The organism is Cellulomonas hominis (genome assembly GCF_014201095.1).
GTDB classification, from domain to species: Bacteria; Actinomycetota; Actinomycetes; order Actinomycetales; family Cellulomonadaceae; genus Cellulomonas; species Cellulomonas hominis.
Genome location: NZ_JACHDN010000001.1, coordinates 4,442,211 through 4,463,006 on the forward strand (window position 1 = coordinate 4,442,211; position 20,796 = coordinate 4,463,006).

The 20,796-nt window shown below is 75.3% G+C and carries 17 protein-coding genes; 6 read left to right on the plus strand and 11 right to left on the minus strand.

All coding sequences use genetic code 11. From position 1 onward, the window contains the following. Nucleotides 1–34: 34 nt before the first annotated feature. Nucleotides 35–1,921 (plus strand): glucoamylase family protein, encoded by a 1,887-nt coding sequence (locus tag HNR08_RS21040; RefSeq protein ID WP_146839897.1) that lies wholly within the window; start codon nt 35–37, stop codon nt 1,919–1,921. 5 nt (nt 1,922–1,926) lie between these two features. On the opposite strand, the gene HNR08_RS21045 is transcribed toward HNR08_RS21040, so the two are convergent. Continuing rightward, a complete protein-coding gene (locus tag HNR08_RS21045) occupies nt 1,927–2,934 on the minus strand; it encodes a LacI family DNA-binding transcriptional regulator (protein ID WP_146839899.1) in 1,008 nt (335 codons plus the stop codon). Nucleotides 2,935–3,006: 72 nt separating this feature from the next. On the opposite strand from HNR08_RS21045, the gene HNR08_RS21050 reads away from it, so the two are divergent. After that, nucleotides 3,007–3,894 (plus strand): TIGR01777 family oxidoreductase, encoded by an 888-nt coding sequence (locus HNR08_RS21050; RefSeq protein WP_146839901.1) that lies wholly within the window; start codon nt 3,007–3,009, stop codon nt 3,892–3,894. A 21-nt stretch (nt 3,895–3,915) separates the two neighbouring features. Here HNR08_RS21050 and HNR08_RS21055 read toward each other — a convergent pair whose 3' ends face one another. Continuing rightward, entirely contained in the window at nt 3,916–4,947 is a 1,032-nt protein-coding gene (locus HNR08_RS21055; RefSeq protein WP_146839903.1) for a Gfo/Idh/MocA family oxidoreductase, read from the minus strand. Nucleotides 4,948–4,957: 10 nt separating this feature from the next. Continuing rightward, nucleotides 4,958–7,276 carry an MMPL family transporter gene (locus HNR08_RS21060; RefSeq protein WP_246803150.1) on the minus strand — a complete coding sequence of 773 codons (2,319 nt, stop codon included), beginning with the start codon at nt 7,274–7,276 and terminating at the stop codon, nt 4,958–4,960. Between the two features lie 100 nt (nt 7,277–7,376). Here HNR08_RS21060 and HNR08_RS21065 point away from each other — a divergent pair, with 100 nt between their 5' ends. Further along, complete coding sequence (locus HNR08_RS21065) at nt 7,377–7,805, plus strand: MarR family winged helix-turn-helix transcriptional regulator (protein WP_183835260.1); 429 nt, start codon at nt 7,377–7,379, stop codon at nt 7,803–7,805. 3 nt (nt 7,806–7,808) lie between these two features. On the opposite strand, the gene HNR08_RS21070 is transcribed toward HNR08_RS21065, so the two are convergent. After that, complete coding sequence (locus tag HNR08_RS21070; protein ID WP_146839909.1) at nt 7,809–8,318, minus strand: flavodoxin domain-containing protein; 510 nt, start codon at nt 8,316–8,318, stop codon at nt 7,809–7,811. Nucleotides 8,319–8,466: 148 nt separating this feature from the next. On the opposite strand from HNR08_RS21070, the gene HNR08_RS21075 reads away from it, so the two are divergent. Further along, nucleotides 8,467–9,192, plus strand: coding sequence for a DUF4191 domain-containing protein (locus HNR08_RS21075; RefSeq protein ID WP_146839911.1), 726 nt, complete (start codon nt 8,467–8,469; stop codon nt 9,190–9,192). A gap of 476 nt (nt 9,193–9,668) precedes the next feature. Here HNR08_RS21075 and HNR08_RS21080 read toward each other — a convergent pair whose 3' ends face one another. Further along, on the minus strand, nt 9,669–10,160 hold the full coding sequence (locus HNR08_RS21080; protein ID WP_146839913.1) for an RDD family protein: 492 nt from the start codon (nt 10,158–10,160) through the stop codon (nt 9,669–9,671). Nucleotides 10,161–10,332: 172 nt separating this feature from the next. Between HNR08_RS21080 and glnA the strand changes: the two genes are divergently transcribed. Continuing rightward, complete coding sequence (gene glnA, locus HNR08_RS21085; protein WP_146839915.1) at nt 10,333–11,757, plus strand: type I glutamate--ammonia ligase; 1,425 nt, start codon at nt 10,333–10,335, stop codon at nt 11,755–11,757. 129 nt (nt 11,758–11,886) lie between these two features. Here the strand turns inward: glnA and HNR08_RS21090 are convergent, their stop codons facing one another. The 6 genes from HNR08_RS21090 to HNR08_RS21115 form a co-directional block, all read right to left on the minus strand. Continuing rightward, nucleotides 11,887–12,717, minus strand: coding sequence for a sugar phosphate isomerase/epimerase family protein (locus HNR08_RS21090; RefSeq protein ID WP_183835262.1), 831 nt, complete (start codon nt 12,715–12,717; stop codon nt 11,887–11,889). Between the two features lie 50 nt (nt 12,718–12,767). Beyond that, on the minus strand, nt 12,768–13,583 hold the full coding sequence (locus HNR08_RS21095; protein ID WP_146840217.1) for an SDR family NAD(P)-dependent oxidoreductase: 816 nt from the start codon (nt 13,581–13,583) through the stop codon (nt 12,768–12,770). A gap of 56 nt (nt 13,584–13,639) precedes the next feature. Then, nucleotides 13,640–16,312, minus strand: a complete 2,673-nt coding sequence (locus tag HNR08_RS21100; protein ID WP_146840219.1) for an alpha-L-rhamnosidase — start codon at nt 16,310–16,312, stop codon at nt 13,640–13,642. 118 nt (nt 16,313–16,430) lie between these two features. After that, nucleotides 16,431–17,786, minus strand: a complete 1,356-nt coding sequence (locus HNR08_RS21105; protein WP_246803169.1) for an MFS transporter — start codon at nt 17,784–17,786, stop codon at nt 16,431–16,433. A gap of 40 nt (nt 17,787–17,826) precedes the next feature. After that, on the minus strand, nt 17,827–19,038 hold the full coding sequence (locus HNR08_RS21110) for a family 1 glycosylhydrolase (RefSeq protein ID WP_146840221.1): 1,212 nt from the start codon (nt 19,036–19,038) through the stop codon (nt 17,827–17,829). 54 nt (nt 19,039–19,092) lie between these two features. After that, nucleotides 19,093–19,896, minus strand: coding sequence for an SDR family NAD(P)-dependent oxidoreductase (locus HNR08_RS21115; protein ID WP_246803170.1), 804 nt, complete (start codon nt 19,894–19,896; stop codon nt 19,093–19,095). Between the two features lie 120 nt (nt 19,897–20,016). On the opposite strand from HNR08_RS21115, the gene HNR08_RS21120 reads away from it, so the two are divergent. After that, entirely contained in the window at nt 20,017–20,652 is a 636-nt protein-coding gene (locus tag HNR08_RS21120; protein WP_146840224.1) for a TetR/AcrR family transcriptional regulator, read from the plus strand. The last annotated feature ends 144 nt before the right edge of the window (nt 20,653–20,796 follow it).

Consider the following 20,796-nt stretch of genomic DNA (forward strand, 5'->3'; position numbering starts at 1 on the left):
TCTCGGTGTCCCGGAGCCACGAGGATGTGTCCCCATGCGCGAACCGACGCCCGCCGACCGGCGCGAGCGACCCGCACCCCCCACCCGCCGGCGCCACCGACGCGGGGCCGCGGCCGCGGTGGCCGCGCTCGGCCTGACCGGCGCCCTGCTGGTCCCGTCCCCCGCCCTCGCGGGCAACGGCAACGGGAACGGCAACGGCGGCCACGGCAACGGCCGCGACACGGCTCAGCTCCGCACGTGGCTCGCCGACACGTACACCTCGCTCGAGGCGATGACCGCCCCGGCGACCGGGCTCGTGTCCGACAACATCGCCAGCAACCTCGACCCGGCGACCGCGAGCGCGTACACCTCCCCCACGAACATCGGCGGCTACCTGTGGTCCACGGTCGTCGCGCGCGACCTGGGCCTGCTCGACGGCGACGAGGCCCGGGACCGGATGGCCACCACGCTGGGCACCCTGGCGACGATGGACCGGCACGACGAGTCCGGCATGTTCTACAACTGGTACGACCCGGCCACCGGCGACCGCGTCGACACCTGGCCGGACGACGGCGCGGTCGTCGAGCACTTCCTGTCCTCGGTGGACAACGGCTGGCTGGCCGCCGCGCTGCGGGTCGTCGCGAGCGCCGAGCCGAGCCTCGCGGACGAGGCCACCGCGCTGTACGACTCGATGCACTTCGGCGTCTACTACAACCCCGAGGGCCGGCCGGACCTCGGGGTCGGGCTGATCCGCGGCGGGTTCTGGGACGAGGAGCCGGCGGGCTGCTCGGTGCCGGGCAGCTACACCGGCGGCGAGACCGTCTACTACACCTGCCACCACTACGACACGACGGTCTCGGAGACCCGGATCGCCCTGTACCTCGGCATCGCGGACGGCGAGATCCCGCCGGAGGCGTACTGGGGCACGTACCGCACGTTCCCGTCCACCTGCGACTGGTCGTGGCAGGAGCAGCGCCCGAGCGGCGTGACCCGCACGTACGACGGCGTCGACGTGTACGAGGGCGTGTACCACGACGGGGAGATGGCGCTGGTGCCCGGCTGGGGCGGCTCGATGTTCGAGGCGCTGATGCCGGACATGCTGATCCCGGAGTCGGAGTGGGCGCCGCGGTCCTGGGGCGTGAACCACCCGCTGGTCGTCGAGGCCCAGAAGCGGCACGGGCTGGACGAGGCCGGCTACGGCTACTGGGGCTTCTCCCCCGCGAGCAACCCGCACGGCGGCTACGCGGAGTACGGCGTGGACGCCCTCGGCATGCGGTCGGACGGCTACCTGTCGGACGGCACGACCGACGTCGACCTCGGCTTCGCGGGCTGCCGCGAGGCCACCAACCCGGACCCGGAGTTCGGCGACGGCGTCGTCACCCCGCACGCGGCCTTCCTGGGCCTCGAGTACGACCCCCGCGGCGTCGTGGACAACCTGCGCCGGATCGCCGCGGACTTCGACGCGTACGGGCCCGGCGGGTTCGCCGACGCGGTCGCCGTGCGCTCCGGCACCGTCGCGCAGCGGCACCTGTCGCTCGACCAGGCGATGATCGTCGCCGCCATCGGCAACCACCTGGGCGACGGCCTGCTCCGCGACTACGTCGTCGGGCCCGACATGGAGCAGAACCTGCGGCCGGTGCTGGCGGCCGAGGTGTTCTCGTCGGCGGCCGAGCCCGTGCGGCCGGCGGTGACCGAGCCGCGCCGCCCCGTCGGGACGCTCGACCGCCTGGCCGGGACCGGCGAGCCGGGCGCGCACCTGACCGTCACCGGCGCCGCCGGGGTCTGGTGCACGGCCGACGTCGCCGCGGACGGCACCTGGGCGTGCGCCGTGCCGCCGGTGACGACGCCGGGCGCCCACCGGGTCACGGCGAGCACCACGAACGACGCCGGGATCACCGTCGAGGGCCGCACCGTCACCCTGAAGGTGAACGGGCGCGGCTGAGAGGACTACCCGGCTGGTGGTGCTGTGGACTCCCGCACCACCAGCCGGGTCGCCAGCTCGAGGTGCGCCGGGCCGCGGGTCCCCTCCCGCGCCCGGTGCACCAGCGTGACCGCGGCGTCGCCCATCTCGGCGAGCGGCTGGCGCACGGTGGTCAGCGGCGGGTCGAGCCACGGCGTCACGGGCAGGTCGTCGAAGCCCACGACCGACAGGTCCCGCGGCACCCGCACGCCGTGCTCGCGCGCGGCCCGCAGCACGCCCAGCGCGGCGTCGTCGCTGCCGGCGAAGACCGCGGTCGGCGGGTCGTCCAGCCGCAGCAGCAGGCTGGCGGCCCGGAACCCGCCGTCCACCCCGTAGTCCCCGGTCCGGATGAGGTCGTCGTCCACCGGCAGCCCGGCCTGGATCAGCGCCGTCCGGTACCCGGCCAGGCGCGCGACGGCGTCGTCCTGCTCCTGGGGGCCGGTGATGGTCGCGATGCGCCGGTGCCCGAGCGACACGAGGTGCGCGGTCGCGTCCAGGCCGCCGCGGAAGTTCGTGGCCCCGACGGCCAGGACGCCCGCCTCGACCGGCCGCCGCGGGTCCACGACCACCAGCGGCACGCCCGCGCGCCCCAGGTCGGCCCGGGCTCCGGCGTCCGGGACGCCCACCACGCTCACCAGCCCGTCCGTGCCCCGGGCCAGCACGTGCCGCACCCACGAGCCGCAGGACTCCGCGTCCGGGTCGACGGTCACCACCAGGTCGGCGCCCAGGCGGGACGCCGCGCGCGCCGCCCCCCGCACCACGGCCTCCGCCCAGGACGCGTCGAGGTCGAGCATCCGCAGGTCGACGAACCCGGTGCGCCGGCTGCCGGACGGCCGCACGGCGTACCCGTGCCGGGCGAGCACCCCGGTGACCCGCGCCCGGGTGGCCTCGGCGACGTCGGGGCGGGAGTTCAGCACCTTGGACACCGTGGGGACGGACACCCCGGCCTCGGCGGCGACGACGGCCAGCGGCGGGGGCGACGGTGCGGCGTCCATGGCGCCCCACCCTAGGCGCGCCGGTGGCCACGCCCCCGCGACGCGCGCCGGCCGGGACCGTAGGGTCGGCGCATGGTCGTGGTGGTGGCGGGGTCGAGCGGGCTGATCGGGACGGCGCTGGTCCGGCGCCTGCACGCGGAGGGCCACGAGGTGCGCCGCCTGGTGCGCCGCCCCGCGCGGGCGCCGGGCGAGCACACCTGGGACCCGGCCACCGGCGCGCTGGACCCCGCCGCGCTCGCCGGCGCCGACGCCGTGGTGAACCTCGCGGGCGCCGGGGTGGGCGACCGCCGGCTGACCGCCGCGCGCAAGCGGGTGGTCCTGGAGTCCCGCACCCGCAGCACGGCCCTGATCGCGACCACCGCCGCCGCCCTGGACGACCCGCCGCGCGTGCTGCTGCAGGGCTCGGCGACGGGCGCCTACGGCGAGCGCGGCGACGCGGTGGTGACCGAGGCTGACCCCTACGGCGACACGTTCCTGGCCGGCGTCGTCCGCCGGTGGGAGGACGCCGCCGCGCCCGCCGTCGAGCACCCCGGCATCCGGGTGGCGTTCCTGCGGACCGGCATCGTGCTCGCGCCGCGCGGCGGGGCGCTCGGCCGGCTGCTGCCGCTGGTGCGGCTGGGGCTCGGCGGGCCGCTGGGGTCGGGCCGCCAGTACTGGAGCTGGATCACCCTGGAGGACCAGGTCCGGGCGGTCCTGCACCTGCTCGACGCGCCCGTGCACGGGCCGGTGAACCTCGTGGCCGAGCCCGCGACGCAGCTCGAGGTCGTCCGGGCGCTGGCCCAGCGGCTGCACCGGCCGGCCGCGCTCCCGGCGCCGGGCTGGGCGGTCCGGCTGGGGCTCGGGGCGTTCGCCGAGGAGATCCTCGGGTCGGTGCGCGCGGTCCCGGAGGTGCTGCGCGCGGCGGGGTTCGTGCACCGGCACCCGACGATCGCGGACGCGGCGCGGGCGGTCGTGCCGTGAGCGCGGTCGACCCCGAACACGTCAGCCCAGCCGCACGACCCGCCCCTCCTCCGCGGAGACGCGCGCGGCGTCCAGCACCCGCGCCGTGACCACCGCGTCCGCCGGGTCCACCGGCACCGGCCCGTCGCCGCGCACCCAGGCCTCGACGGCGCGGTAGAAGTCGGGGTGCCCGCCGGGCGCGCGCCGGACCGGCACCCGCTCGTCGCCGTGCACCAGCCAGCCCTCGTGGCCGTCGTCGCCGTCGTCCAGCACCGCGAACGGCGTCGCCTCGCCCTCGAACGAGGTCACCAGGTACGCCGCCCGGTCGCCGAGCACGCGGGTGCGCGGCCCGGGCGCCCCCACCAGCCCGCCGGCCTGCAGGTGGCTGACCACCGCGGAGCCGTCCGGCCGGGCGACGTGGGTCAGGGCGAGGAACACGTCGTCCGGCGCCGGCGTCGTGATGCTGCGCAGCTCGGCGTAGACCGTGGCCACCGGCCCGAACAGCTGCACGGCGGAGTCCACGAGATGCGCCCCGAGGTCCAGCAGCAGGCCGCCGGCGCGGGTGTCGTTCTCCTTCCACCGGTCCTGCGGCACCGGGCGCCAGCGCTCCCAGCGCCGCTCGAACCGGTGCACCCGGCCGAGCTCCCCCGCGTCGAGCAGGCCGCGCAGCGTGATCTGCTCCGGGTCCCACCGGCGGTTCTGGAAGACGGTGAGCCGGCCCCCGGCCTCGGCGCCCAGCCGGGTCAGGTGCGCCGCCTCGTCCGCGGTGGTCGCCAGCGGCTTGTCGACGACGACGGGCAGCCCTGCCGCGAGCGCCAGCTCGACGTGGTCGACGTGGTCCCCGGTGGGGCTCGCGATCACCACGACGTCGAGCTCGCCGGCGTGCGCCAGCAGGCCCTCGACGTCGCGGTCGACCGCGACGCCCGGCCAGTCGCGCTCGGCCGCGGTGGCGCGCGCGGGGTTCCGGGACACCACGCGCACCACGTCCGCCCCGACCTCGCGCAGGAGGCGGGCGTGGATGCCCCGCCCCGCCGAGCCGTAGCCGACCAGTCCCACCCGCAGCGCGTCCGTCATGGGCGACACCCTAGGGCCGCGCGGCGGATCCCTCGCGCGCCAGGCGGGACGGCCACCACACGCGCGGGCCGACGTCGTGCACCAGCGCGGGCACCAGCAGGCTGCGGACCACCAGGGTGTCGAGCAGCACGCCGAACGCCACGATGAACGCGAGCTGCGCCAGGAACAGCAGCGGGATCACGCCCAGTGCGGCGAACGTCACGGCCAGGACCACGCCCGCCGAGGTGATGACCCCACCGGTGACCGCGAGCCCGCGCAGCACCCCGTCGCGGGTGCCGATCCGGGCGCTCTCCTCCCGCACCCGCGTCATGAGGAAGATCGAGTAGTCCACCCCGAGCGCGACCAGGAACGTGAACGCGTACAGCGGCACGGCCGGGTCGGCGCCCGGGAAGTCGAGGACGTGCTCGAACACGAGCGCCGCGACGCCCAGGGCCGCCGCGAAGGACAGCACGTTCGCCGCCATGAGCAGCACCGCCGCCGTCACCGACCGCAGCAGCACCATGAGGATCAGCAGGATCACGACCAGCACGACCGGCACGATCACCCGCAGGTCCCGGGTGCCGGCGTCCTGGGCGTCCAGCGTCTCCGCGGCCGCCCCGCCGACCAGCGCGTCCGGGGCGACCTCGTGCACCGCCTCGCGCAGGCGCTCGACGGTGGCGACGCCCTCGGTGGTGTCCGCGGCCGCCTCGGTCGTCACGTCGACCCGGACGTTCCCGTCCACGACGACCGGCTCCGCCGCGGGGTCCGCGCCCCCGGGTGGCGCCTCCGTGGTCGAGGCGCCGGTGTACGGGGCGGCCTGCTGCACCCCGTCGACGCCCTCGGCGGCCTCGACCACGGAGTCCATCTCGTCCTCGGCCACGATCACGATCGCCGGCTGGACGACGCCCGCCGGGAAGTGCGCGGCCAGGACCTCCTCGCCCGCGACCGAGTCGACGTCCGTGAGGAAGACGTCGGCCTGGCTGGTGCCGTTCGCCTGGAAGGTCGGCAGGAACGCGGCGCAGCCGAGCAGGACGACGGACGTCACGACCCAGACCAGCCGGTCCCGGCGGCCGACGCCGCGGGCGAGGCGGCCCCACAGCCCGGCGGCCGGCGCGGGGTCGGCCGGGGCGGGGGCCTCGTGGGCGCCGTGGTGCGCGGGGACCGGGGCACCGGCGGGCGCGGCCTCGGCCGGGCCGGCGGCGTGCGCGCCGAGCTCCGGGCGCGGCACCCGGGGCCAGAAGAGCACCCGGGACCGCCGGCCCGCGATCAGCAGCAGCAGCGGGAGCAGCGTGAACGCCGCGAGGAACGCCGACGCGATGCCGATCGCCCCCACCGGGCCGAGGCTCCGGTTGGACGCCAGGTCGGACAGCAGCAGGCAGAGCAGGCCGGCGACGACCGTGCCCGCGCTGGCCGCGATCGGCTCGACGCTGCGGCGCAGCGCCCGGCGCATCGCGGCGACCGGGGCCTCCACGGCGCGCAGCTCCTCGCGGTACCGGGCGACGATCAGCAGCGCGTAGTCGACGGACGCCCCGACGACGAGGATCGCGAGGATGCCCTGCGCCTGCCCGTTGAGCGTCAGCACCCCGGCATCGGCGAGCTGGTACACGACCAGCGCGGCGGCGCACAGGGCGAAGACCGCGGTGAGGATGACGGCCAGCGGCAGGAACGGCGACCGGTACACCAGCACGAGGATGACGAGCACGGCGCCGAGCGCCACGAGCAGCAGGATGCCGTCGATGCCCCCGAAGGCGTTCGTGAGGTCCGCGACGAACCCGCCCGGCCCGGTCACCCACGCATACAGCCCGGCCTCGCCGGCGGTGTCCGCGGTCGCGCCGAGCTCCTCCGCCAGGGTGTCGCGCACGGCTTCGACGACGGTGCCGACCACGGACTCGTCGTCCGCGAGGGACTGCTCGGTCGCGGCGGCGTCGAGGGACAGCGGGACCAGCAGCGCCTCGCCGTCCTCGGACGGCACGACCACCGGGTCGCCGGTGAGCACGTCGCCGATCGTGGCGGGATCGCCCGCGGCCGGGTCGGCGCCGGGGACGGCGACGTCCGGCAGCGCGGCGACCACCGGCTGCACCGCGGCGACCGCGCCCGGGTCCAGCGCCTCGCCCTCCTCCCCCGCCAGCACGACGAGCACCGGGAGCGCCTCGGCCTCCGTGAACCCGGCCGACAGCTCCGCCGCGCGCGTCGACTCCGCCGACGACGGCAGGAACGCCGCCGAGTCGTTGGTCTGCACCTGCGACAGCGAGCCCTGCGCCATCCCGCCGAACGCCCCGACGGCCAGCCACCCCACGGCCACCGCCAGCACGACCAGCCCTCGCACGATCCCCCGCCAAGTCCTCAGCATGCTGAGCACTATGCGCGACGGACGCGATTGCGGCAACATGAGGCCCGTGGATCGGGACCCGGGGCGCAGCACGGCGGACCAGCATCCCCGCTGGTCCGCGATGGCCGCACCCGACCCCGCGGGCTGGCCCGTCGGGCGCCTGCTCTCCGCCGCGGCGCGGCGCGTCGAGCGGGACTGGAACGCGCACCTCGCGTCGTGGGACCTCAACCACGCCAGCCAGCCCGTGCTGGTCATCCTGCTGCGCGGCCCCCGCACGCAGGCGGAGCTCGCGGCGGCCTGCGAGGTCACCGAGCAGACGATGAGCCGCGTGCTCGCCCGGATCGAGCGCCGCGGCTACATCACCCGGGCCGCGCACGCCACCGACCGGCGCAAGCAGGTCATCGCGATCACCGACGCCGGGCGGGAGGCCGTGCTCGCGGCGTCCGACCCCGCCGCGGCCGAGGAGCTCGTGACCGAGGGCCTCACGCCCGAGCAGGTCGAGCAGCTGCGCGGCCTGCTGCTGCTCGTCGCCCGCCGCGCCCCCCGCTGACGGTCAGCCCCGGGACACCCGGAACGGCCGGGACAGGTCCCGGGCGATGCCGGCCGCCCACTCCTCGACGTCCGCGAAGTCCCGGAAGTCGCCCTGCTCGGCCTCGATCATCGCGACCAGCGCCCGCTCGGCCAGGCCCAGCTCCTCGCGCTGCAGCCGCCCCGGGAAGCACTTGACCTCCCGCGCGCCGACCCGCCGGGCCACCGCCCGGACGTCGTCCGGCTCCTCCGCCGGCAGCGGCGGGTTGCCCACCGGCCCGGACCAGAACAGCCACACCGGGAGCGCCGCGAGCCGGCCCGCCTGGCGGTCCACCAGCTCCCGCAGCGCCGCCGCCAGCCGGCCGACGTACACCGACGACCCGAGCACCACCGCGTCGACGCCCTCGAGGCCCCCCACCTCGTCGGGGTCGGTCTCGGTCACCTCGTGGCCGGCGTCCCGCAGCACCTGCGCCACCGTCCGGCCGATCTCCGCCGTCCCGCCGTGCCGGGACGACACCGTCACCAGGACCCGCATGGTCGACCTCCCTGCGCTCGCGCGTCGTCGCGTGCCCGACCTCCAGGCTCACCCCGCGCGTCGCGCGACCGCCAGGGACGGAGGTCCCTGCGGACGGGGTCCGCCGGGGCGCGTCGCGGGGGTCCGGGCGCCGGTAGACTCCTGGGTCATGGCCCGTGACAAGTCCGCAGCCGCGAGCGCGCCCGCGAAGCCCGCGAAGGTGAAGAAGACCCGGTGGTACCACCAGGTCTGGCAGGCGTACCAGATGACCCGCCAGCAGGACCCGGCGGTCACCTGGCTGATCCTCGCCGTGTTCTTCGGCATCGTCGCCGTCGGCCTCGTCATCGGCCTCGTGTTCTTCACGTGGTGGTACTGGCTGCTGCTCAGCATCCCGTTCGCGCTGCTGGGCGCCATGTTCACCCTGACCCGCCGCGCCGAGCGCGCCGCGTACTCCCGCATCGAGGGCCAGCCCGGCGCCGCGATGTCCGCCGTCGGCACCATCCGCCGCGGCTGGACGTTCACCGAGGAGCCCGTCGCGATCGCGCCCCGCACGCAGGACCTCGTGTTCCGCGGCGTCGGCCGCCCCGGCATCGTGCTCATCGGCGAGGGCCCCGCGAACCGCATCGGCAAGCTGCTCGAGTCCGAGCGCAAGCGCACCGCCCGCGTCCTGCAGGGCGTGCCGATCACGCTCATCGAGGTCGGCCGCGAGGAGGGCCAGGTCCCGCTGCCGCAGCTCGCGCGCAAGGTCCAGCGCCTCAAGCCGCAGCTCACCAAGCAGGAGGTCGGCGAGGTCGTCAAGCGCCTGCAGGCCCTCGGCGCGGTGAAGATGCCGGTCCCGAAGGGCATCGACCCCATGCGCGTCCGCCCGGACCGCAAGGGCATGCGCGGCCGCTGACCCGCAGCCGCCCCCTGCACGCATCGACGGGCCCGGTCCTCCGCGGAGGACCGGGCCCGTCGTCGTCCCGCCGCGGGGTCGCCCGGTCCCCTCGACGCTCGCCGCCGGTGCCCGCGGCGGCCGAGCGGATCCACCCGCACCGGCGCGCCCGAGCGCTTCCGTCCGGGTGGATCCACACCGCGCGCGGATCCCGCCGGCCGGGGAGCGCCGGCGTGAGTGGAGGCTTCTGCCGGGACACGCCGGGCGTGTCGGGCAGAACCCTCCGCTCACGGGCGGCGGATCCACGCGCCCCCGCGCGCCCGTGCGGGTCCGTGCGGGTCCGTGCGGGCGGATCCACCCGGCCCGAGCGCGGCGCGCGGGCGGCGCGTGGAGCCAGCGGGTCGCGGAGTGGAAGGTTCGGACGGACACGCGCACGGCGTGTTCGTCCGAACCTTCCACTCCGTGGCGCAGGCGGCCGCCGGGCCCAGGCCGAGGGGTCAGCGGCGGACGATGGCCGTGCCGGCCGTGCGGTCGTGCAGGCCGCGGCCGTCGGCGTCCCACACCACCGCGGGGATCACCAGGCACAGCAGAACGGTCCGCACCAGCCCGAGCAGCAGGTTCGGCGGCATGTCCGGCCCGGCGTCCGGCCGCGCGCCCGTGTCGGCGAGCGTCCGCGGCGGCGCGACCCGGCGCACCCGGATGCCGAGCACCCGGTGCCCGACCGTCGTGCCGATCGTGCCGACCAGCAGCGCGTTCTCGGCCGCGAAGATCGCGAGCGTCCCCCAGGCCTGCGCGTCGCCGGGCAGGAAGGCGAACGCGATGAGCTGGCAGAGGAACCAGTCGATGACGAGCGCCAGCACGCGGCGACCGAGCGGCGCGAGCGCCCCGCGGCCCTCCGGCGGCAGCCCCAGCCGGGTGCCGTGGGCCGTCCCCGGCTGACCCTGCGGCGGCCCGGAGAGCCACGAACCGACGTCCTCGCGATCGACCATGCGCCCACGGTAACCGGCCGCCGCGCCGGGTCCGGCGCCCGCCGTCACACGACCGCAACACCAACCCGGGGGCGCGTAACACGCCCGAAACAATCGGTACACGACAGGGAAACTGGGCCCGCCTAGCCTCGTGGCTGCCCGACTGAGGGCAAGCCAACCCGAGGAGCAGCGGATGTTCAGCAAGCCAGAGGAAGTCCTGGCCTTCATCAAGAGCGAGGACGTCAAGTTCGTCGACGTCCGGTTCTGCGACCTGCCCGGCGTGATGCAGCACTTCAACGTGCCGGCCGCGTCCGTGGACGAGAACTTCTTCGTCGAGGGCCAGATGTTCGACGGTTCGTCGATCCGCGGCTTCCAGGCGATCAACGAGTCCGACATGAAGCTCATCCCGGACGTCACGACCGCCTTCATCGACCCGTTCCGCGTCGAGAAGACCCTGGCCCTGAACTTCCACATCGTCGACCCGTACACCGACGAGCCCTACACGCGTGACCCCCGCCAGGTCGCCGCGAAGGCCGAGGCGTACCTGCGCTCGACGGGCATCGCGGACACCGCCTTCTTCGCGCCCGAGGCCGAGTTCTACATCTTCGACGACGTGCGCTTCGAGACGAAGCAGAACTCGTCGTTCTACTCCATCGACTCCATCGAGGCCGCCTGGAACACGGGCCGCGTCGAGGAGGGTGGCAACCTCGGCCACAAGACCCCCTACAAGGGCGGCTACTTCCCCGTCCCGCCGGTCGACCACTTCGCCGACCTGCGCGACAAGATCTCGCTGCAGCTGGACGCCCTCGGCCTCGAGGTCGAGCGGGCGCACCACGAGGTCGGCACCGCCGGCCAGGCCGAGATCAACTACCGCTTCGACACGCTCGCCAAGTCGGCCGACAAGGTGCAGCTGTTCAAGTACGTCGTGAAGAACGTGGCGCACGCCGACGGCCGCACCGCGACCTTCATGCCGAAGCCGCTGTTCGGCGACAACGGCTCGGGCATGCACGTGCACCAGTCCCTGTGGAAGGACGGCAAGCCGCTGTTCTTCGACGAGAAGGGCTACGGCGGCCTGTCCGACCTCGCCCGCTGGTACATCGGCGGCCTGCTGAAGCACGCCCCGGCGCTGCTGGCGTTCACCAACCCGACGGTGAACTCCTACCACCGCCTGGTCCCGGGCTTCGAGGCGCCGGTCAACCTGGTCTACTCGGCCCGCAACCGGTCCGCGTGCATCCGCATCCCGGTGACCGGCTCGAACCCGAAGGCCAAGCGCATCGAGTTCCGCGTGCCGGACCCGTCGTCCAACCCGTACCTGGCCTTCGCGGCCATGCTGATGGCGGGCCTGGACGGCATCCAGAACCGCATCGAGCCGCCGGAGCCGGTCGACAAGGACCTGTACGAGCTGCCCCCGGAGGAGCACGCGCTCATCCAGCAGGTCCCGGGCTCCCTCACCGAGGTGCTCGACAACCTCGAGGCCGACCACGACTGGCTGACCGCCGGCAACGTCTTCACGCCGGACCTCATCCAGACGTGGATCGACTACAAGCGCTCGCACGAGGTGGACCCGATCCGCCTGCGGCCGCACCCGCACGAGTTCGAGCTCTACTACGACGTCTGATCGTCAGGTTCCACGGCTGCTCCCGTGAGCGCCTGACCTGCAGGACCGGCACCCCCGTCGCACGCGTGCGGCGGGGGTGCCGCTGTGTGCGGTCCTGTGGCGACGTCCGCGAGCGGGCCCGGAGCCGGCTCAGCCCGGCCCGCCCACCCCGCGCGCGCCGCGCACGAACGCCGCCGACGCCGCCACCGCCGCGAACGGGTCCCCCGGCGCGTGGTCGAACTCCACAACGTCGAGCTCGGCGTGCGGGGCCGCTGCGAGGATCGCCGTCAGCGGGAGCTCGCCTTCTCCCGCCGGGACCTGGCCGAGCGCGGCGGGGTCGTATCCGCCGGGCCCGGCGAAGGGGTCGGGCACCAGCGGCCCGTCCTTGACGTGCAGCGCCCGGACCCGGTCCCCGAGCCGGCACAGCAGCGCGGGCACGTCCTGCCGCGCGACGGCAGCCCAGTACACGTCGACCTCCAGGACGACCCGCGGGTCGAGCAGCGACACGAGGTGCTCGTAGGCGCTGACGCCGTCGTCTCCGGTCGCGAACTCGAACGCGTGGTTGTGGTACCCCACGCGCAGGCCGACGCCGGCGGCCGTCTCCGCCGCGGCGTTGAGGCGGTCGGCGGTGCGGGCGACCTCGTCCCGGTCGCGCCACCGGTCCGCCGGCACCATCGGGTCCACGAGGATCTCGGCCCCCACCGCCCGGGCCGCGTCGAGCGTCATCGCGAGCGGCGGCAGCGGCACGCGCCGGCCCCCGAACTCGATGTCGTCGGACAGGAACGGCGCCTGGGCACTCGGCGCGGACAGGCCGTGCCGGGCGAGCGCGGCGGCGAGCGCGGCGGGGCGGTCGAGCAGCGCGAACGGCTCGACGGCGTCGAACCCGAGCCCTGCCAGGCGCGCCAGGGTCGCGTCGGGGTCGGCGGCGACCTGCTCGCGGACGGAGTAGAGCTGGACGGACAGGCGGGGGGTGGCGGGCATGACGCTCCTGGGTGGCTCGGGCCGACGCGGGCGGGGTGCGGGTGCGGGGGTCAGGCCGTGTCGCCGCCGTCGACCAGCAGCGTGCTGCCGGTCATGTACGCGGACAGGTCGCTGACGCAGAACAGCACCACGCGGGCGATGTCGTCGGGCGTCCCGACCCGGCCGGCGGGGGCCATCCGCATCAGGGGCACGGCGTCGTCCGGCACCGCACCGTCGGGCAGCGCGCCGGCGGCGAGCAGGTTGCCCTCCGTGGGCACGTATCCGGGAGCGACGCCGAGCACCCGGATGTCCCGCGGCGCCAGCTCGACGGCCGACTGCCGGGTCAGGCCGCGCACCGCGTGCTTGGACGCCACGTACGCCGCCAGGCCCGGGGCGCTCCCCCGGAACCCGGCGGTCGACACGACGTTCACGACGACGCCGCCGGCCCCTGAGTCTGTCATGACGCGCGCGGCCTCGCGGGTGCCGAACAGCGTCCCGCGGGCGTTGACGTCGAGCACGAGGTCCCACGTCGCGTCGGGCATCTGGTCGAGCGGCACGGCGGGGAACACCCCGGCGTTGTTGACCCAGGCGTCGAGCCGCCCCCACCGGTCCCGGGCGGCGTCGGCGACCGCCCGGACGCTCCCGGAGTCGGTGACGTCCATCGCGAGCCCGACGACCTCCGTGCCGTACCGGGCGCCGAGCTCGGCCGCCGCCGCACGGGCGCGGTCGGCGTCGAGGTCGCCGACCACCACCCGGGCGCCGGCCTCGGCGAGCCGGGCGGCGATGGCCTTCCCCAGTCCGCGGGCGGCGCCGGTGACGACCGCGGTGCGGTCCTGGAGCGAGACGAGCTGGGCGAGCGGGCGTTCGGAGACCTCGGGCACGGGCATGGCGGTTCCTCTCGTCGGTGAGCGGACGGGGCCGGCGGGGGCCGGTCCCGGTCAGGTCATGCGGCCGTCCCGGCGGGCGCCAGGCCGGTGAGCACGTGGGTGCCGGGCGCAGCGGCGCGGGACGTCCCGTCGGGCAGCCGGAGCTCGGCGGTCGAGCCCGCGGGCACGACGACCTCGAGCCGGAAGGTCGTGTCGTCGACCCGCCAGCTCACGTCGATCCGCCCCTGCGGGCCGTCGAACGTGCCGCTCGCCCAGGTCAGTCCGCCGCCGACCACGGGTGCGACGACGAACGACTCCCAGGCCACGGACCCGGGTGCCTGCCGCAGGCCCAGGGTGTGGGTGTGCAGGAACCGCACGACGGCGCCCTTGCTGTAGTGGTTGAGCGAGGCGCTGGCGTTCCCGTGCGCGTCGATGCCGTCCCAGTCCTCCCAGACCGTGGTGGCTCCCCGGTCGAGCATGGTGAGCCAGGACGGGTAGCTGCGCCGGGTCAGCACCCGGTACGCGAGGTCGCCGTGCCCGCCGTCCGCGAGCACGGGCAGCAGGTCCGCGGTGGACAGGAACCCGGTGGTCAGGTGATCGTCCGCCTGGTGCACCAGGTCCACGAGGTGCTGGACCGTGGCGGCGCGCAGCTCCGACGGCACGAGGTCGAACGCCAGGGCCCGCACGTGAGCGGCCTGCGTGCCGACCGAGACGCGCCCGTCCGGGAGCAGGAACTCGGCGCGCCAGGCGTCGCGGACGCGGGCCGCGAGGTCGCGGTAGCGGGCCTCGTCCCCGGGCTTGCCGAGCACGGCGGCGGCGTCCGCGGCCTGCCGCAGCGTCCGGTGCAGGTAGGCGGTGCCGACCTCGCCCTTGTCGGCCATGAACCAGGCGCGGGGGTCGGCGCCGAGCGCGTTCTGGAGCGTCCCGTCGGCGGCGCGCGTCTTGGGCTCGCACCACTCGCCCCAGTGGAACGTGCCGTCCCACAGGTACTGCTCGTGCGGCTGCGGCTCCGCCGACCGCTCGACCCGTGACGGGTGCCGCCGCGACGCGGCCGCGCCGAGAGCGAACTCGACCCACCCCACCAGCGCCGGCCAGGACTCCGCGAGCGCGGCGACGTCGCCGTACGTCTCGTAGAGCACCCAGGGGACGTGGGCGATCGCGTCGCCCCAGCCCGCCGACCCGGTGATGTGGTCGACGGTCGCGTCGGGGAGGCGGCGCAGGTGGTTGGAGTCCGGCGAGGAGTTCACGATCCGGCCGTCGTCCAGCTGGTCGTCGCGCACGGAGCGCAGCCACTTGCGGGAGAAGCCATCGACGTCGAACATCCGGACGGCGGTGGACACGAACGTCTGGTAGTCGCCCGTCCAGCCGAGGCGCTCCCGCGTGGGGCAGTCCGTGGGGACGTCGACGGCGTTGCCGCGGAAGCTCCACCGGGCGACGTCGTGCAGCCGGGTCAGGTCGGGGTCGCTGCACGCGAACGTCCCCGTGGTGCGCAGGTCGGTGTGCACCACCTGCATGGTGAGCGCCGTGGGGTCGGGCGCGCCGCCGTCGTCCCGGGTGATCCGGGCGTACCGGAAGCCGTGCACGGTGTGCCGCGGCTCGAACACGTCGCCGGGCCGCCCGGCCGAGACGACCTCGTCGCGCTGGACGAACGGGGTGGGCTCCTCGCCGGGCCGCGCGGAGTCGAGGTGCGTGGTGGTCAGGTCGCCGTCGGGGCCGAGGTGCTCGCCGTGGTCGATCACGGTGCGCGTGCCGCGCGGGCCGAGGTCGGCGAGCCGGACCCAGCCCGAGGCGTTCTGCCCGAAGTCCACCACGACGGCGCCCGAGGGAGCACGCGTGACCTGCACGGGCGCCCGGTGCTCGACGACCCGGACGGGCGGGGCGGGCGACCAGTCCACCGGCGGGGCCTGGACCACGTCGAGGAGCACGGGCCGCCGTTCCCCCTCTCCGCCCGCGAGGTCGGTGGTCTGGCCGTCCATGAGGTCGGCGGCCACCGTCGTGCTGCGGCGCGACGTCCAGCCCGGGCCGGTCCCCACGACGGCACGGGTGCCGTCGGCGAGGTCCACGTGCAGCTCGAGGCGGGCGGCCGTGCGCGGCCCCCAGTCGCCCGGCTTGCGCCACGCCCCGGAGCGGCCGCGGAACCAGCCGTCCGACAGGACGACCTCGATCCGGTTCTCGCCGGCGGCGAGCAGCCCGTCGACGTCCTCGGCCTGGGCGTACAGGGTGCGGTCGTACGACGTGGAGCCGGGGGCGAGCTCCGTGTCCCCGACCCGGGCGCCGTTGAGCCGGACCTCGTACACCCCCAGTGCGGTGGCGTACAGCCGGGCGCGCACCGGGGCCGACGGCAGGTCGGCCACGCCCTCGAGGACGTAGGCGGGACGGGTGCGCGCGGCGGGCACGTCGGGCTCGGCAGGCGAGATCCACGACGCGGTCCAGTCGGCGTCGAGCAGCCCGACCTCGAACGCGTGCTCCCGCGACCACGGCGACCGCTCGCCGGCGCGGTGCGCGCGCACGCGCCAGCGCACCCGTCGCCCGCTGGCGAGCGCCGGCCACGGCCAGGCCTGCGACAGGTGCCGCTCCTGCTCGACGTGCACGGGCGGGAGCGGTTCCCCGTCGACGGTCGCCTCGAGGGTGTACCCGTCCTGCCGCGTCCAGCCGTCGGGCAGCCGCCAGCCGAGCAGCGGCTGCGGGCCGGTGACCGGCCGGGACACGTCCCCGGCGTCGACGGACAGGTGGTGCGGTGCGTGGGTCATGGTGCTCCGGGTGCTGGGGGCCGCGCGGGGCCAGGGGGCCTCTGGTCGTGCAGGTGGGTCCGCCCTCGCCCCGTGGTGAGGAGGCCGATGAACACCGGGGCGAGGGCGGGGTCGGGGGTCAGCGGACGGACTTGACGCCGAAGAGGATCGTCAGGCCGCCGCAGAGCGCGAAGACCGCGCCGATGAGGTAGAGCAGGGTGTAGTTCTTGTCACCGCCGGCGGCCACGCCCGCGGTGATGATCAGCGGCGCGATGAGCGGGGCCACCGCGCTCGGGATCTTCTGCGCGAACGCGACCACGGCCATGTACCGGCCGGCCTGGGCGCGGTCGGGCAGGATCGCGAACACGATCGCCTGGTCCACGGCGCTGAAGGCCGCGATGGCCAGCTGCATGACCACGGCGCCCACCACCAGCTGCACGAGCGAGTACGCAAACGCCTCGGTGACCGCGCCGACGACGAACAGCACCGCGCCGATCAGGGTGAACAGCTTGCGCCGGCCGAGCCTGTCCGACAGGAACCCACCGACCACCGCGCCGGCGGCCGCGGCCACGACGCCGATCATGCCGACCGTGGCGATGACGCCCGCGACGCTCTTGACCGGCATGTCCAGCCGCTGGGCGTAGAAGAACGTCCCGAAGGTGGTGTTGAAGTACAGGCCGATGAAGAACAGGAACCGCCCGAGCCAGTTCCACCCGAAGTCGGGGTACTTGCGGGGGTTGAACCCGAAGCTCGCGAACAGCTGCCGGACGGTGACGTGGCCGGTCCGCGGCAGGCCGACCGAGCTGCCCTCCGGCTTGAACAGCGGGAGCAGGGCGACCATGACGATGCCGATGATCCCGGGGACGAGGAACACCATCAGCATGCTGTGCGCCACGGAGTAGGCGATCCCGATGCCCAGCACCGGCGCGACCTGGGAGGTCATGCCCGTCAGCGCGGACACGCGCCCGCGCTGCTGCTCGGGGACGATGTCGGCCTGGAGGTTCTGGATCGCACCGCCGACCGTGGACCACCCGGCCATCCCGAAGATCCAGCCGAGGCCGATCAGCGGCACCGTCGGGGCGAGCGCGACGAGCGCGAGCGCCAGGAGACCGAGCACGGCGCCGAGCAGCAGGAACGGCGTCCGGCGGCCGAGCCGCGACCGGGTGCGGTCGCTCCACAGGCCGATCATCGGGCTCAGGACGATGTAGACGATCTGCGCGACGCCGGTGACGTACCCGAGCAGCTCCTCGTGGCCGGGGGCCAGGTCGTCGATGCGGACCGCGAGGGCGTACGACAGCGGGACCATCAGCGCGATGGACGAGCCGAAGTTGGCGACCATCATCCAGACGATGTGGCCGGCGCTCAGCGGCCGCTGCGGCGGGTCGGTCAGGGCGGTGGCCGGCGTCTCGGGAGGCTCGCCCGCACCCGCGGTCAGCGGCTGGGGGGCGATGACCACCGGGGGGACGGCGGCCGTGGGGTGGTGCGGCTGGGACACGACGACTTCCTCGTCTCGTGGGCGTGGGGTGGGACGCAGATCAGGGACGGCCGCGGCGGGCGACGTCGCCGAGCCACGCCAGGCTGGGCTTCGGCGTGCGGACGAAGGTCTCGCGGTCGGCGGAGGCGAGCCCGAAGGTCGGGCCCCAGTGCCCCCACTCGTAGTTGTCGAGCAGCGACCAGTGCAGGTACCCGCGCACGTCGATGCCGTCGTCAACGGCGGCGAACAGGCCGCGCAGGGCCGCGTCGGTGTACCGGATGCGCCGGGCGTCGTCGGCGGTCGCGATGCCGTTCTCGGTCACGACCACCGGCACCGTGCCCTCCAGCACGCCCCAGGTGTGGCGGATCGCCATCCCCAGGGAGTCCGGGCGGTAGGCCGAACCGACCAGCGTGTTGTCCGGGTGCGGCGGGTGCGGCTCGATGCCGTCCGGGCCGACCCACTGGCTGGAGTACGCCTGCACCCCGATGAAGTCGTCCCCGCGGGCGGCCTCGAGGTACAGGTCCTCCCACACGTGCTGCAGGCGGGCGAAGACGTCCTCGGCACCGGGCCGGCACGCGAACGCACGGTTCGCCACCGACCAGCCGACGGCCGCGTCGGTCCGCTCGTGCAGGATGTCGCGCGCGGTGTGGTGCGCAGCGGCCAGGACCGCCCCGATCCCGGGGTCGGGCGCCGGGAGCTTGGCCCGGGTGTCGACCGTCCGGTCGTCGTCCGTGTCGACCGTGGGGCTCTGCCACTCGCCCTGCGACTCCAGGGTCCGCTTCTGCATCGTCACCATCATCGCGAGCATGTTCGGCTCGTTGATGGTGACGACCCACGGCACGTCCTCGAGGATCTGCGCGGCCGCATCGACGTAGGCGGCGTACCGCTCGACGGCGCGCTCGCCGAGCCACCCGCCCTCCTCGGCGAACCAGCGGGGGGCGGTGAAGTGCTGCACGGTCACCACCGGCGTGAGGCCGAGGCGGACGGCGGTGTCGATCATCCGCCGGTAGTGCGCGAGCTCGGCGCGCGAGACCAGTCCGGGGACCGGCTCGATGCGCGCCCACTCGATGCCGAACCGGTAGGCGTTCAGGCCCGCGTCGGCGAGCAGGCGCATGTCCTGCTCGTACCGGTGGTAGCTGTCGAGGGCGTCGCCCGAGCGCTCCATGCCGGGCACCCGGCCCTCGTTCGCCCAGAAGTCGCTGTTGACGTTGTTGCCCTCGATCTGGTGCGGGGCCGAGGCGGCGCCCCAGAGGAAGGAACCGGCGGTGCTCATGCGTGACCTTTCGTACGGGGTGGGACGCGGGGTGGGACGCGGCGGGGGCCGGCGTCAGTCCAGGAGGGAGTTCAGGCGGCCGGCGACCAGGCCGGCCGTGCGCACGGGCGCGAGGCGGGCGAGACGGCTCACGAGCCGCACGTCCCGGCCGATCAGCACCCGCGGGGTGCCGGCGCGCAGGCCGCGGACGATCTGCGCGGCGGCGTCGGTCGGCGTGGTCATGCGGGGGGTCCGGCCGCCGCCCGCCCCGGGCAGGGCGGCACCGGAGTTGTCGGCGATGCCGGTGGCGACGGCACCGGGGTGCGCGATCGTCACGCCGACGCCGGTCCCGGCGAGCTCGGACCGGAGCGCCTCGGTGAACAGGGTGACCGCAGCCTTGCTGGCGCCGTAGGCCGACTGGCCCGGGAACGGCACCAGCCCGCCCATGCTCCCGACGTTCACCACGCCGGCGCGCCCGCGCTCGAGCAGGTGCGGCAGGAACGTCGTGCAGGTGTGCACCACCCCGCGGAAGTTCACGGTGAGGACGCGGTCGATCTCCGCCACGGTGAGGTCCTGGACCCGGGCGAAGCGGTGGATGATCCCGGCGACGTTGAGCAGGCCGTCGATGTGCCCGTGCTCCGCGAGCACCGTCGCGGCGAGCCGGCGCACGGCCTCCAGGTCGGTGACGTCCACGGCGTGCACCGTGAGCGCACCCGGCCCGGTCGTCCCCCGCGCGAGGTCGTCGAGGGCGTCCGGCCGCAGATCGACCGCGGCGACGTGCGCGCCGCCCCGCACGAGCTGCCGGACGACCTCCCGGCCGATCCCGTTCCCGCCGCCGGTGACGACGAACACGCCGTCGGCGACATCGAGCTGCTGCACCTGCTCCTCCTCGAGCCTGTGGTGACCGACGCCTGCATCGGCCTGAAAGTAACCACCATGGTTACCGTTCGACGGCATTAGACTCCGCCGTGCGTCCCTGGCGCAAGCCCGAGGAGGACCATGACCGTCGACGCCGACCACCCGGCCCGCGGGCCGTACCGGACCACCCCGGCCCGCCGGGCGCAGATCGTGCGCGCCGCCGTGGAGAGCTTCGCCACCCACGGCTACGAGCGGGCGTCCCTGCGCGACATCGCGGCGCGAGCCGGGGTCACCCACGCGGCAGTGCTCCGGCACTTCGCCGGCAAGGACGAGCTGCTGATCGCCGCCCTGGCGCAGCACGAGGCAGACGAGCAGGACCGGGCGGCGGAGGCCGGCGCGTCCGGCGCCGCGGCGCCCGCGGTGCTGGCCGCCGCGCTCGCCGACGAGTTCGCCGACCCCGACTACCAGCGCAGCTGGCTGTCGCTCGCGGTGGCCGCCTCGGACCCCCAGCACCCCGCGCACGAGTTCTTCCGCACGCGGCGGGCCCGCCTGCGACGCCAGTTCGGCACGGGGCCGACCGTCCCCACGCAGCGCCCGCAGCTCGCCGGCGAGGACAAGGTCACCCTCGTGCTGGCGATGATCGACGGCCTCCGCTTCCAGGCGCTGCTCGACCCGGAGCAGGACTCGCGGCGGCTGGTGGAGGCGTTCATGGGCCTGATCATGGACGCCGACGCGTCCGACCGCGCAGGGTCGGCGACAGGCCCAGACGCGCTCTGACGCCACCGCCCAGCGAACGACGGCAACCGATTGCGACGACCGTCACGGGGCTCGGCACGCCGACGCACCGCCCCGCGCGTCGCTCGACGGCAACCGATTGCGAATCGCCCGCGGCCTGTGGTTCACTCGCGCTCACACCTCTTG